At 46.9% G+C, this 14018-nt stretch carries 13 protein-coding genes; 12 read left to right on the top strand and 1 reads right to left on the bottom strand.

The window, feature by feature from the left end; all coding sequences use genetic code 11:
* Position 1: 1 nt before the first annotated feature.
* The 9 genes from urtE (at position 2) to ureG (ending at position 6762) form a co-directional block, all read left to right on the top strand.
* Positions 2-697: an urea ABC transporter ATP-binding subunit UrtE gene (gene urtE, locus OCV19_RS13080; RefSeq protein WP_017090946.1), complete on the top strand. Its 696-nt coding sequence runs from the start codon at positions 2-4 to the stop codon at positions 695-697.
* Positions 694-1641, top strand: a complete 948-nt coding sequence (locus OCV19_RS13075; protein ID WP_065677881.1) for an urease accessory protein UreD — start codon at positions 694-696, stop codon at positions 1639-1641. Before urtE ends, OCV19_RS13075 begins: the two co-directional genes overlap by 4 nt.
* Positions 1642-1773: 132 nt before the next feature.
* Positions 1774-2076, top strand: a complete 303-nt coding sequence (gene ureA / locus OCV19_RS13070; RefSeq protein WP_004735119.1) for an urease subunit gamma — start codon at positions 1774-1776, stop codon at positions 2074-2076.
* A gap of 11 nt (positions 2077-2087) precedes the next feature.
* Positions 2088-2423: an urease subunit beta gene (locus OCV19_RS13065; RefSeq protein WP_065677880.1), complete on the top strand. Its 336-nt coding sequence runs from the start codon at positions 2088-2090 to the stop codon at positions 2421-2423.
* Between the two features lie 39 nt (positions 2424-2462).
* Entirely contained in the window at positions 2463-4166 is a 1704-nt protein-coding gene (ureC, locus tag OCV19_RS13060; RefSeq protein WP_061039913.1) for an urease subunit alpha, read from the top strand.
* A gap of 62 nt (positions 4167-4228) precedes the next feature.
* Positions 4229-4681, top strand: coding sequence for an urease accessory protein UreE (ureE, locus tag OCV19_RS13055; protein ID WP_048614367.1), 453 nt, complete (start codon positions 4229-4231; stop codon positions 4679-4681).
* 73 nt (positions 4682-4754) lie between these two features.
* Complete coding sequence (locus tag OCV19_RS13050; protein ID WP_065677879.1) at positions 4755-5351, top strand: HupE/UreJ family protein; 597 nt, start codon at positions 4755-4757, stop codon at positions 5349-5351.
* Between the two features lie 42 nt (positions 5352-5393).
* Positions 5394-6074, top strand: coding sequence for an urease accessory protein UreF (locus tag OCV19_RS13045; protein ID WP_065677878.1), 681 nt, complete (start codon positions 5394-5396; stop codon positions 6072-6074).
* A 46-nt stretch (positions 6075-6120) separates the two neighbouring features.
* Positions 6121-6762, top strand: coding sequence for an urease accessory protein UreG (ureG, locus tag OCV19_RS13040; protein WP_004735125.1), 642 nt, complete (start codon positions 6121-6123; stop codon positions 6760-6762).
* Positions 6763-6880: 118 nt separating this feature from the next.
* On the opposite strand, the gene xseA is transcribed toward ureG, so the two are convergent.
* Positions 6881-8227, bottom strand: coding sequence for an exodeoxyribonuclease VII large subunit (gene xseA, locus OCV19_RS13035; protein ID WP_017066420.1), 1347 nt, complete (start codon positions 8225-8227; stop codon positions 6881-6883).
* 269 nt (positions 8228-8496) lie between these two features.
* Here xseA and guaB point away from each other — a divergent pair, with 269 nt between their 5' ends.
* The 3 genes from guaB to OCV19_RS13020 all read left to right on the top strand — a co-directional run bounded on the left by guaB (position 8497) and on the right by OCV19_RS13020 (position 13917).
* Positions 8497-9960, top strand: coding sequence for an IMP dehydrogenase (guaB, locus tag OCV19_RS13030; protein WP_017062496.1), 1464 nt, complete (start codon positions 8497-8499; stop codon positions 9958-9960).
* 365 nt (positions 9961-10325) lie between these two features.
* Complete coding sequence (gene guaA / locus OCV19_RS13025; protein ID WP_065677877.1) at positions 10326-11879, top strand: glutamine-hydrolyzing GMP synthase; 1554 nt, start codon at positions 10326-10328, stop codon at positions 11877-11879.
* A gap of 325 nt (positions 11880-12204) precedes the next feature.
* Complete coding sequence (locus OCV19_RS13020; RefSeq protein WP_065677876.1) at positions 12205-13917, top strand: chitinase; 1713 nt, start codon at positions 12205-12207, stop codon at positions 13915-13917.
* The last annotated feature ends 101 nt before the right edge of the window (positions 13918-14018 follow it).

Genomic DNA, 14018 nt, shown 5'->3' with positions numbered 1-14018 from the left:
GATGCTAGAGGTTAAATCAGTTAATCAATATTACGGTGAGAGCCATACGCTGTGGGATTTGGATATGCAGATCCCAGAAGGAAAATGCACAGTGCTAATGGGGCGAAATGGCGTCGGTAAAACCACGTTGCTGCAATGCATCATGGGGTTGGTTAAGGTCGAAAGCGGTGACATCTCATTGTCGGGCGAGTCGCTTTTGAAAACCGATGCTGAAGATCGTGCTCGCCAGGGAATCGGTTATGTGCCGCAAGGTCGTCAGATCTTTCCGATGCTCACGGTTCAAGAAAACCTAGAAGTAGGCTTGCCGATTCGAGAAAAGGGCGACCGTAAGATCCCAGAGTTCATCTTCGATATATTCCCAGTGTTAAAAGAGATGCTGCATCGTCGCGGTGGTGACTTATCTGGAGGTCAACAGCAGCAACTCGCGATTGGGCGTGCGTTGGTGGTTAATCCAAAGCTATTGATCTTGGATGAACCTACAGAAGGTATTCAGCCCAATATCGTGCAAGAGATTGGTGACATCATTCGTATGCTCAACGAGAAGATGGGACTCACAGTACTGCTTGTTGAGCAGAAGCTGCCATTTGCGAGAAAGGTCGGTGACCGATTTTGCATTCTCGACCGTGGTCGTCAGGTAGCAGAAGGTGAAATGAAAGGGCTCAATGAGTCTTTGATTAAGGAGTACCTAACCGTATGAGCTCTCTATATTCTTCGAGTGAAGCAATAAACCCTTCTTTAGCGGGAGTGTTGTCTCTGAATGAGACCATCGAGCAAGATATCCGAGACGGTTGGCAAGCGAGTTTAAACCTCACTTTTGTCGACCGCGGTGATAAAACCGTATTAAAGAATCGTCAGCAGTCTGGTCCGCTTGCGGTGCAACGCCCCTTGTATCCTGATGGGGAAACGTGTCACACCTACTTACTCCATCCCCCCGGCGGAGTGGTAGGTGGTGACACTCTCAATATTGAAGCGACCATCGAAAGCGGTGCGCATGCGTTGATCACTACACCCGGTGCGACCAAGTTTTATCGCTCAAACAACAAGTACGCCAAGCAGAAGCAGACCTTACGAGTGAAGAAAGATGCTCGCTTGGAATGGATGCCGCAAGAGAACATCTTTTTCCCGAATGCACACGTTCGTTTAGACACTGAAATTCGCCTAGAAAAGGGTGCACAATTTTGGGGTTGGGAGATGCACTGTTTTGGACGCCCTGCACAGAATGAGGGATTCGAGCATGGTCACCTCGTTGGGAAAACAGAAATCTATCTTGATGATCAAAGGCTTCTGACTGAAGGTTTTAATTTTCACGGTGGCGATAAGTTAATGATAAATATGGGGTTACTTGATTATTCAATGATGGGAACCTTTTATATTACCTCAAATGAGAAGCAAGATTTAGAGTTGGTACAGAGCTTGCTCTTATCTATTACACAGCAAGCTTCACAGCAATCAGTTCCATCAAAAACGTCGAGTGAACCCACATTAATATTGGGCGCGACTCAGATAGAAGGATTGATTGTGGTGCGAGCCTTGGGTAATTGGAGTGAAGATATCCTCCAAGCCTTTGGTCAGATTTGGCAAGCAACTCGCTCTCATTTATGTGGTACGACTCCTGATTTACCAAGGATTTGGGCGACTTAGCGATTAGCCCTTTTTGTACCTAGGGTGACTTCCGACCCTAGGTACATTTTTTAAGCTTGCTGTGATTGAATCCCACTTACTGCTCATGCGTTTTTGAGCAATAAGAAAACAACACTAACAGCGGGCGGCTAAATGGAATTAACACCAAGAGAAAAAGATAAGCTACTTATCTTCTGCGCAGGAATGCTGGCACAGCAGCGCAAACAAAAAGGCTTAAAACTCAACTACCCAGAATCTATCGCACTGATCAGCAGTGCCATTCTCGAAGGTGCCCGCGAGGGTAAAACCGTTTCAGAATTAATGGATTTTGGACGCACACTTCTTACTGTCGATGACGTTATGGAGGGGATCCCTTCCATGATCCCTGATGTACAAGTCGAAGCCACTTTTCCTGATGGCACCAAGCTGGTGACCGTTCATGAACCTATCGTGTAGGGAGAAGTAATATGGCTGGTTCCACAAAACAATACTCAGGATTCGTTCCCGGAAAAGTCGAAACCGCTCCCGGTGACATCATTCTCAATGAAGGTCGCGACACAACGTCCGTTAAGGTGCAAAACATTGGCGATCGTCCTGTCCAAATTGGCTCTCATTACCACTTCTATGAAGCAAACCCTTCGCTGATCTTTGACCGAGAAGCCACTAAAGGCTTTCGACTCAATATCCCTGCGGGTACTGCAACCCGCTTTGAGCCGGGTCAGTCGCGCAGCGTTGAGTTAGTGCGTTACGCCGGTAAGTTAGAGATCTATGGCTTCCAAGGAAAGGTGATGGGCAAGCTCTAAGCGCTCCCACGGAATAATGAAAATAACAAAGGATTGAACATGGCGACGATATCCAGACAGGCTTATGCCGAAATGTTTGGGCCAACAGTCGGTGACCGAGTGCGTCTTGCTGACACTGATTTATGGCTAGAAGTTGAAAAAGATTACACCGTATACGGCGACGAAGTGAAATTTGGCGGCGGCAAAGTTATCCGTGATGGACAAGGGCAAAGCCAACGTCCAAGTGCCGAAACTCCAGATTTGGTGATCACTAATGCGATTGTGTTGGATTACTGGGGCATCGTAAAAGCCGATGTCGCCATCAAAGATGGTCGAGTTCAGGCATTGGGTAAAGCGGGCAACCCAGATGTTCAACCGGGCGTTGATATTGTGATCGGCCCGGGCACGGAGATTTTAGCAGGTGAAGGTTCAATCTTGACTGCTGGTGGCATTGATTCACACATCCACTTTATTTGCCCACAACAGATTGAAGAAGCACTGGCGTCGGGTGTGACAACCATGATCGGCGGCGGCACGGGGCCAAATACCGGCACCAACGCAACCACATGTACGCCGGGGCCTTGGAACATGCACCGCATGCTAGAGTCACTCGATCAATTCCCGATGAACTTTGGTTTGTTAGGCAAAGGCAATGCAAGTCAGCCTGAAGCATTGCGTGAACAAGTAGCTGCAGGCGCAGTGGGTTTGAAGTTGCACGAAGACTGGGGAACCACACCTGCTTCCATCGATACTTGTTTAAGTGTTGCTGACGAGATGGACGTACAAGTCGCGATTCATACCGATACCTTGAATGAATCTGGTTTTGTTGAATCAACACTTGGCGCAATCGGTGATCGCGTGATTCATACCTATCACACCGAAGGTGCGGGCGGTGGTCATGCTCCCGACATTATCCGTGCGGCAGGCGAACCAAACGTTCTGCCTTCTTCGACTAACCCAACACGACCTTACACGGTCAATACGGTCGATGAACATTTAGACATGTTGATGGTCTGTCATCACCTTTCACCATCGATTGCTGAAGATGTCGCGTTTGCTGAATCACGTATCCGCCGTGAAACCATTGCCGCAGAAGATATTCTTCATGACTTAGGTGCGTTTTCGATGATCGCCTCGGATTCTCAAGCGATGGGGCGAGTGGGTGAAGTAATAACTCGAACTTGGCAAACCGCACACAAGATGAAAGTTCAGCGCGGCAGCCTAAAAGAAGATTCAGACTACAGCGATAACTTCCGATTAAGACGCTATGTCGCTAAGTACACCATCAACCCAGCGATCACTCATGGTATGTCTCATGAAATCGGCTCTATTGAAGCAGGAAAGCTGGCGGATTTAGTGTTGTGGAAGCCCGCTTTCTTTGGTGTGAAACCAAGCGTGATTTTGAAAGGCGGCATGATCGCCATGGCGCCGATGGGTGACCCAAATGCTTCAATCCCAACACCTCAGCCAGTTCACTACCGTTCAATGTTTGGTAGCTACGGCAAGGCATGTCAAAACACATCAATGTTGTTTGTTTCTAAGGAAGCCAAAGCGCAGAACATCGATAAGCAATTGGGTTTGCAGAGCTTGATTGGTGTTGTGAGCAACTGCCGGAACATCAGTAAAGCCGACATGAAGCTGAACGATTGGATGCCAAAAATTGAGGTCGATTCTCAGACGTATCAAGTGCGCGCCGATGGTGAATTACTCACGTGTGAGCCTGCTGAAGAGCTGCCAATGGCTCAAAGATACTTTTTGTTTTAACTGTGAGCTGAAGGCTCTTATTTTGAACGTTATAAATCTCACAAGGAGATTGAGGTAATAGCATGATTGAACTGACTCAACTGAATACTCAAATACAAAATGCACCGGACGGCTATTTAAGCCTGCCGATTGATAGCCGCATCAAAAGCCGCCTTAAGGTGATGCTAGATGACGGGCGCAATGCAGGGCTGTTTCTACCACGAGGTCATATCTTGCGTGGTGGCGAACAACTCTCAAGTGAATGCGGTTTAGTCGTAGAAGTGAAAGCAGCACCAGAAACCGTTTCGACTGTTTATTGTGAAGACCCACACTTGCTAACGCGAGTGGCGTATCACCTTGGCAACCGTCATGTTCCGCTGCAAGTGGAAGCTGGTTGGGTTCGTTACCAACACGACCATGTTTTAGATGAAATGGTTGAAGGCTTAGGCGCGAAGGTGACCACCGAGAAACAACCGTTTGAACCTGAAGGTGGCGCTTATGGCGGTCGCTCAGGTGGACATCATCACCATCATTAATCGAGTCATTTGAGACTCACCCATTAATAGATACAACCACGATATTAATAATTATAAACGCAAGGAACTCGCGATGAACTTTAAAACAGCTGCAGGCTTATGCACTTTCACACTGGCTTCTCTAACAACATCGACATTGGCATTGGCTCACCCGGGGCACGGTTCGCATTCGGTTCATGAGTCTCACTCATTTATGTCTGGCTTAACTCACCCAGTGACAGGTATGGATCACCTGATCATGCTGATCGCTTTCGGTCTGTTAATTGGCGCACTTTCATTTTCCACCAAGACAAAAGCCGCTCTGATTGGCGGCGGGCTGGCGTCTTTGGTGGTAGGACTTATTGCAGGCCAAGCCTTAGGTTTCTCTGTAATTGTTGAACCTGCAATCATCGCTTCTCTATTCGTTGTCAGCTTATGCTTATGGCACGTGTTCTCACCATCGACTAAGCGTGTGAACAGCGTATTAGTCGCTTCGATTGCTATGTTGTTTTTCCATGGTTACGCACACGGCGTTGAAGCCGCGAGCAACCTGATTCAGTTCGCAACCGGTATGAGCATCAGTGCCTTAGCGCTAATGGTTGTCGGTACATTGGTTGGTCGCGCAGTTTACTCTAAATGGTTGTCAGTCGGCGTGGCTTCAGCAAGCGCACTATTACTGCTAGGCGCATAAGCTCTCGAACTTTTTCGATTCTAGAAAGTTGAGGGCACGATTATGACCACAACAGAAAATGTCGCCATCTATCGTCTGTTTCAATTGATCAGTCCGTCATTGCCAATTGGTGGGTTCACATATTCGCAAGGCTTAGAGTTGGCGGTTGAAGCGGGTTGGGTGACCGATCGCAACAGCATGGAACAGTGGCTCAATACCATCGTCAACTCCAGTGTCGCGACCTTGGAATTGCCCATCTTAGAGCGTCTTTATCACGCTCTAGAAAAGGGTGAACTCGATGAGATTGAGCACTGGTGTAATTACCTGTACTCAAGCCGTGAAACCAGTGAATTACGAGCCGAAGAGAAGCAACGTGGGCAGGCATTAAATACTTTGTTGAAGCGCTTAGATATCGATATTTCGCTGGTGGACTCTGTTGATAGTCACCCAAACCAATTGTTGGGCATGTGTATGGCAGCCCAGCATTGGGGCATTGATTTAGAAAGTCTCAAGCAGGGTTATTTATGGAGTTGGCTTGAAAATATCGTTACCGCAGGCGTGAAACTGGTGCCTTTAGGGCAAACCGACGGGCAGTTGGCATTGATCAATATCACCAACACCTTTCCTGAGGTGATCGAAAAGGCCCGCGTGATAGAAGATTGGATGGTAGGCAGCTTTTCGCCATCAATGGCATTAGCAAGCTCACTGCACGAAACACAATACACGAGACTATTTCGTTCGTAGCGGTCAGCTCGAACGATGTAGTGAAAAGAATATAAGGAAGTAGACAATGGAAAGTTATAAGCAACCCCTTCGAATTGGTATTGGCGGCCCAGTAGGGTCTGGTAAAACAGCGCTGTTAGAGGTGCTATGTAAAGCTATTCGCGACAAGCTCAACATTGCTGTGGTAACCAACGACATCTACACCCAAGAAGATGCCAAGATACTCACGCGAGCAGAAGCGCTAGAACCGGATCGTATCATTGGTGTTGAAACGGGTGGCTGTCCGCACACGGCGATCCGTGAAGATGCATCGATGAACTTAGCTGCGGTAGAAGAGCTGGCTAAGCTGCACAAAAACCTCGATGTGGTATTCGTCGAAAGCGGTGGTGATAACTTGAGTGCGACGTTCAGCCCTGAGTTAGCCGACCTGACCATCTACGTGATTGATGTAGCGGAAGGGGAGAAGATCCCACGTAAAGGCGGGCCGGGTATTACGCGTTCTGATCTGCTGGTTATCAACAAGATCGATTTAGCACCGTATGTGGGTGCGTCACTTGAGGTGATGGAGCAAGACACACAACGCATGCGACCAACCAAGCCATACGTGTTCACCAACCTCAAAGAGAGCCAAGGTTTAGATTTCATCATTAACTTTATTGTGACGGAAGGGATGCTGACCATGAAGGAGCCTTCTACGACTGAGTCGTGAGTAGGGAGTAAGGTTTGAATCCGTTCGTTTGCTTTTGAAGCCAATAGACACAAAAAAGCCCTGTCGATTATCGATAGGGCTTTCTGGTTTTAAATGATTTTTAACGTTTTAGTCGAACCTAAAGCTCGCTCTTAGCGACTCTTGTTGTCACTTGCGATTCAATCACACCATCTTCTACTTGAGTGGTGATCACTTCGCCCACCTCAACATCGTTAATCGATGACACCGTTTTGCTCGATGCGGAATGGGTAATGCTGTAACCACGCTTTAGCGTTGCCAGCGGGCTCACTGTTTCTAACTTCTCGGCAGCCATGGCTAGCTGGTGGCGAGTGGTCAGTAATGTCTTATCCATCGCATCCAATAGTTTTTGCTCTGAACGTTGTAGATGCAGTTTTTGTTCACCAAGGCGTTTCACTGGCGAGTTCAGCTGAAGCTGGTGCTGTTTGCGTTCAACACGCTGCGCATGTTGCTTTAGGTATTGAGTCATACCACGACGCAAACGCATGTCTAGGTCATCAAGCTGCTGACTCTGCTTTTGCAGTTGGTAGCTCGGGTGTTGTTTCTCTAAGCGGTATTTCAACGTCTGAGTTGATTGCGCTTGTTTGATTAACACATGACGAATCGCACTCACTAAACGAGCACGTTTAGAGGCATAAGCTTGCTCTTTATGACTGTTGTCACGGCTAACCAATTCTGCAGCTGCTGACGGCGTTGGAGCTCGCATATCTGCGACGAAATCGGCGATAGTGACATCAACTTCATGGCCAACGGCGCTGATAATCGGGATTTGGCTTGCAGCGATTGTGCGAGCTACGATCTCGTTATTGAAGCACCATAAGTCTTCTAACGAACCGCCGCCACGACCCACGATCAACACATCACACTCATTGCGTTCGTTAGCTCGTCCAATCGCTTGAGCAATCTGAATTGCCGCCTCTTCGCCTTGAACCATGGTCGGGTAAACCACAACAGGTAATGAAGGATCGCGTCTTTTCAGTACATCAAGAATATCAAACAGTGCTGCGCCTGTTTTCGAGGTGATAACGCCAACACGCTTTGGGTGTTCAGGAAGCGGTTGCTTACTCGATTGAGCAAACAGGCCTTCAGCTGCAAGGTTCATCTTCAGCTTTTCAAACTCTTGCTGAAGCTTACCGTCACCTTCTGGCTGCATGCTTTCGATGATCAGTTGATAGTCACCGCGTGGCTCATAAAGAGACAAACGTGCTTTGACTAAAACTTGATTACCGTTCTGAGGCTTGAAAGTCACACGGCGGTTATTGCCACGAAACATGGCACACTTAACTTGAGCGCGAGAGTCTTTAAGCGTGAGGTACCAGTGACCAGATACAGGTGCAGAGAAGTTTGAGATTTCACCAACGAGCCAGACTATTCCCATTTCGTTTTCTAATAGGAGACGAACCTCTGAGTTGAGGCGAGAAACAGTAAAGATGTTTGGATTAGTCATAGAAGCACTATCTTTCCTTGAAGGAAGGTCTTTCTTGGAATCTCACAGGGCGTGAGTATGGAAGATAGCGGCAATATAATACATAGCAAGGGGGTAAATGCAAATTAAAAATACAAAAATGTGTAGCCAAGCGATTTCGTTGGCCGTATAATCCGTCCGCAATATCTAATCCAAATGCAGTTTGATTTTCCTTAATTGGCTGCCCTCATTAGGCGAAACGATGAGATTGGATTGTTTCTTTTTACTCCTATTATTGTGAGATATTGCAAATGCTAAGAATTGCCAAAGAAGCGCTGACATTCGACGACGTACTGCTAGTGCCAGCACACTCCACCGTTCTCCCTAATACAGCTGATCTTCGCACTCAGCTGACGAAGAATATTTCCCTAAACATCCCAATGATATCTGCATCTATGGATACTGTGACAGAAGCTCGCCTAGCGATTGCACTGGCACAAGAAGGCGGAATAGGCTTCATTCACAAGAACATGTCTATTGAACAGCAAGCTGAAATGGTTCGCCAGGTTAAAATTTACGAAGCTGGTGTGGTTTCTCACCCAGTAACTGTAAGCCCTGACGCGACAATCGCTGATGTTGTAGCCCTTACCCAAAAACACGGCTTTGCCGGTTTCCCTGTTGTTACTGAAACAAACGAACTTGTTGGTATTATTACTGGCCGTGACGTTCGCTTTGTTACTGACCTTTCTAAGAAAGTTGATGTAGTAATGACGCCTAAAGCTCGCCTTGCTTCTGTTAAAGAAGGTGCAACTCGTGAAGAAGTTCAAGAGAAAATGCACGAAGCGCGTGTTGAAAAAGTTCTTGTTGTAAATGATGACTTCCAACTTACTGGAATGATCACTGCAAAAGATTTCCACAAAGCAGAACGTAAACCAAACGCTTGTAAAGATGAGCGCGGCAGCCTACGTGTAGGTGCAGCTGTTGGTGCTGGCGCTGGTAACGAAGAGCGCGTTGCTGCTCTAGTTGAAGCTGGCGTAGACGTTCTACTTATTGACTCTTCACACGGTCACTCTGAAGGCGTACTTAACCGTATCCGCGAAACTCGCGCTGCATACCCTGATCTACAAATCATCGGTGGTAACGTAGCAACTGGCGCTGGCGCTCGTGCTCTTATCGAAGCAGGTGTTAGTGCGGTTAAAGTAGGCATCGGCCCGGGTTCAATCTGTACGACTCGTATCGTTACTGGTGTTGGTGTTCCTCAAGTAACAGCAATCGCAGACGCAGCTGAAGTAGCTAACGAATACGGTATTCCAGTAATCGCAGATGGCGGTATCCGCTTCTCTGGCGATATCTGTAAAGCTATCGTTGCTGGCGCATCTTGTGTGATGGTTGGTTCAATGTTCGCTGGTACTGAAGAAGCACCGGGTGAAGTTATTCTTTACAACGGTCGTTCTTACAAGTCTTACCGTGGTATGGGTTCTCTTGGCGCTATGTCTCAAGGTTCTTCTGACCGCTACTTCCAATCTGACAACGCTGCAGACAAGCTTGTTCCAGAAGGTATTGAAGGTCGTATCGCATACAAAGGTCGTCTAAAAGAGATCGTTCACCAACAGATGGGCGGTCTACGCTCAAGCATGGGCCTAACGGGTTCTGCAACTGTTGAAGACATGCGTACTAAAGCTGAGTTTGTTCGTATCTCTGGTGCGGGCATGAAAGAATCTCACGTACACGATGTTCAAATCACGAAAGAAGCACCTAACTACCGTTTAGGTTAATAATACGTCCAAACGTTTGAATAATGTGCTGATTTAGTCGGCACATTAATATACCAATCGTAGTAAATAACTGGTCATCCTAGCTTGTTAAAAACCTCGATAACTTCGTTAGAATTTTTGATTGTAGAATAACTACTTATCAGAAAATCCTGCCTTGTTTTCAAGCTTTTTTCCTGCGCTATTCCTGAACACTTACTTACTGTGATTGGTATTATATCTAAAGCCTGTTTTGTTGAACGTATGAATTTTGCAAAACATCGCCTTACAGATAACCAACGAAAACGTTTGCTTTATTTCTTGAAGAGTTAATCAGAGGTGAGTAAACTCGCCTCCGTTTTATCACATAGCCAATAAGACTGCTTAAAATGACTAAAAATATTCATGACCAACGTATTCTAATTCTGGACTTCGGTTCTCAATACACACAGCTAGTAGCTCGTCGTATTCGTGAGATCGGTGTTTACTGTGAACTTTGGAGCTGGGACGTAGAAGAAGCGGATATTCGTGAATTCAATCCAGACGGCATCATCCTATCTGGTGGCCCTGAAAGTGTAACGGAGAAGAACTCTCCACGTGCACCTCAGTACGTATTTGATTCAGGTGTTCCTGTCTTCGGTATCTGCTACGGCATGCAAACTATGGCTGAACAACTTGGCGGTAAAGTAGCAACGTCTACTGAGCGTGAGTTCGGCTACGCAGCGGTACAAGTGACTGGCGAATCTGCACTTTTCGCAGACCTTGAGTCTACTCAAGATGTTTGGATGAGCCACGGTGACAAAGTGGTTGAGATCCCAGCTGATTTCACAAAGATCGCTGAAACAGACACTTGCCCATACGCTGCAATGGCAAACGAAGAGAAGAAGTACTACGGCGTACAATTCCACCCAGAGGTAACACACACTAAGAACGGCCTAAAAATGCTTGAGAACTTCGTTCTTAATGCATGTGGTTGTGAAGGTCTGTGGACTTCAGCTTCAATCATTGAAGATGCAGTTGCACGTATTAAAGAGCAAGTAGGTGACGATGAAGTTATCCTTGGTCTTTCTGGTGGTGTTGATTCATCTGTAGTTGCGATGCTTGCTCACCGCGCTATCGGCGACAAACTAACATGTGTATTTGTAGATAACGGCCTTCTTCGTTTAAACGAAGGTGAGCAGGTTATGGAGATGTTCGGTAACAAGTTTGGCCTAAACATCATCAAAGTAGATGCTGAGCAACGTTTCCTTGATGCTCTTGAAGGCGAAGCTGAACCAGAAGCTAAGCGCAAGATCATCGGTCACGTATTCGTAGATATCTTCGATGAAGAGTCTAAGAAACTGAAGAATGCTAAATGGCTTGCTCAGGGTACTATCTACCCAGATGTAATCGAGTCTGCAGCATCTAAGACAGGTAAAGCACACGTAATCAAATCTCACCACAACGTTGGTGGTCTTCCTGATGATATGGAAATGGGCCTTGTTGAGCCTCTACGTGAGTTATTCAAAGATGAAGTACGTAAGATCGGTCTAGAGCTTGGTCTTCCATACAACATGCTTTACCGCCACCCGTTCCCGGGTCCAGGTCTAGGTGTTCGTGTACTTGGCGAAGTGAAGAAAGAGTACTGTGATCTACTGCGTCGCGCAGATGCTATCTTCATTGAAGAGCTTCACGCTGCTGACCTTTACCACAAAGTATCTCAAGCATTCACGGTATTCCTACCAGTACGTTCAGTTGGCGTAATGGGCGATGGCCGTAAGTACGATTGGGTTGTATCTCTACGTGCAGTAGAAACTATCGACTTCATGACTGCTCACTGGGCACACCTACCATACGACTTCCTAGGTAAGGTTTCTAACCGTATTATCAACGAAGTTAACGGCATTTCACGTGTTGTTTACGATATTTCTGGTAAGCCACCAGCAACTATCGAGTGGGAATAATCTCGTAGAGATTTAACCAGCTTTGATTAAGATCTTAAGCCTCGAACTCAGTTCGGGGCTTTTTTCTTTGTCGATTCATTATATTGATTCATTGCATTAAAGGCTTATGAGCAATACCTCGAAATCAAATGAACAATACCTAGAAACCAAATGAGTTGGAAACTAGATATCAGCTCAAGAAACCATGAGACGCTTTGTTGTGTTGAGCCATATATCAAAAAGATCACTCGCACTTTTTATAAATTCACACAGCTACAGCTAGGCCATTTAACATGTGAAGCATACTCTTTGATGGACTTATTAAGGACAGATAAGAGAATCCATCATGTTAAAAATCAAATATTTGGCGACAGTACTGGGCTGCACATTAGCAGCGCAAAGTCATGCGTCTTTGAACATTCAACCTGATCCGCAAAATCCGAATGGTTACCTTGTTGAAAAGTCGGCCCTACAAGCTGCTGAACAAGCGAAAACATCCGATCCTATGTATGCGATCTGGTCACAGGCCCTTCAAACTCGCCCGAACACCATCGTTGAAGCGATTGACCCCGGTTCACCTTCGAATCCTGAAAACGTAAAGCGTGTAGAGCGCGTGTTCCCTCAATCTGAATGGGATTTCCTCACTCAGATGGCAGCGCCAGAATACACCTACACTCGCTTCTTACGTGCGATCGGTAAATTCCCAGCGTTCTGTGGAGAGTACACAGATGGCCGTGACTCAGACGCCATCTGTAAGAAATCCATCATCACGGCCTTTGCTCATTTCTCACAAGAGACGGGCGGTCATATCGCGATAGACAATACTTCTGACAATCCATTAGCTCTCGAAGAATGGCAGCAAGCGTTGGTGCATGTTCGTGAAATGGGCTGGTCTGAAGGCCAAGAAGGTTACACCACAGGTTGTGGCCAGAACGATTGGCTGAATGCCCGTTGGCCATGTGCCGCGGGGCAGGGTTACTTCGGACGTGGTGCTAAACAGCTTTCTTACCATTTTAATTACGGCGCGTTCTCGGAAGTGATGTTCGATGGCGATGCGACGGTGCTTCTCAACAATCCGGGCTTAGTAGCGGACTCTTGGTTGAACTTAGCTTCTGCTATCTGGTTCTTCTTAACACCACAAGCGCCTAAACCAGCCATGCTGCATGTGATTGACCGTACATGGACACCCTCTCAGCGCGAATTGGATGCAGGAATTGGCTATGGATTTGGTACCACGATCAACGTGATTAATGGCGGTATCGAGTGTGGTGAGCAAAATAAAGACAAAGGCCAGCCAGTTAACCGTATTCGTTATTGGGAAGGGTTAGCAGCGCATTATGAAATTCCTGTAGAGGCGGATGAAGCTAATACATGTTGGCAACAAACGCCTTATGGAAGTTTGAATCTCAACGGAGCAACGGATGTGTTGTACACCAACTGGGATGGCAACTGGAAATACTACGCAGACCGTCCTGAAGGATACTCATTTGAATGTGAGCTTGTTGGTTTCCAAACTGCATACTCAGCCTTGGTTGCTGGAGATTACGAGAAGTGTGTGACCAACTTTTATGGGTCTCATGCGAGCTGGCCTGAAGTAAAAGTGGTCGATAAGCTTGATCCGGTAGACCCTGGGACAGATCCGGGTGGTAACGGTTGGAGTGCGACTAAGGTTTACAACGCTGGTGACCAAGTTACTCACAACGGTGCAACCTACGAAGCGAAATGGTGGACACAAGGGGATGACCCTGCCAATGGCGGCCCTTGGAAATTAGTAGCAGGTGAGCCAACCCCACCCGTAGTGACAGATCCATCGCCAGTTGACCCTGCACCGGTTGATCCTGCTCCGGTAGACCCAACCCCAGTTGAACCACCAGTAACCGAGCCACCTGTCGTTGTTGACCCATCGGTATTTACTACGTGGCAAGCGGGTGTTAGCCAAGTGAGTAACGGTGACAAAGTGACGCATAACGGCAAGTGCTTCGTGGCTAAAAACGGCCCGGGCGTATGGGAAAGCCCTGTTCAATCGAATTGGTTCTGGGATGAAATCAGTTGTAATTGATAGTCTGAATACTGAAGAGGTGGCCTAAGTTACGAGCTCAGTAGTACGACCATAGTGATATAAATAATCAAAAGCCGAAATTTCTACTTTCGGCTTTTTTC

Source organism: Vibrio celticus (assembly GCF_024347335.1).
GTDB classification, from domain to species: Bacteria; Pseudomonadota; Gammaproteobacteria; order Enterobacterales; family Vibrionaceae; genus Vibrio; species Vibrio celticus.
Note: the sequence above shows the minus strand (reverse complement) of the source record. Positions and strands in the feature narration are given on the sequence as shown.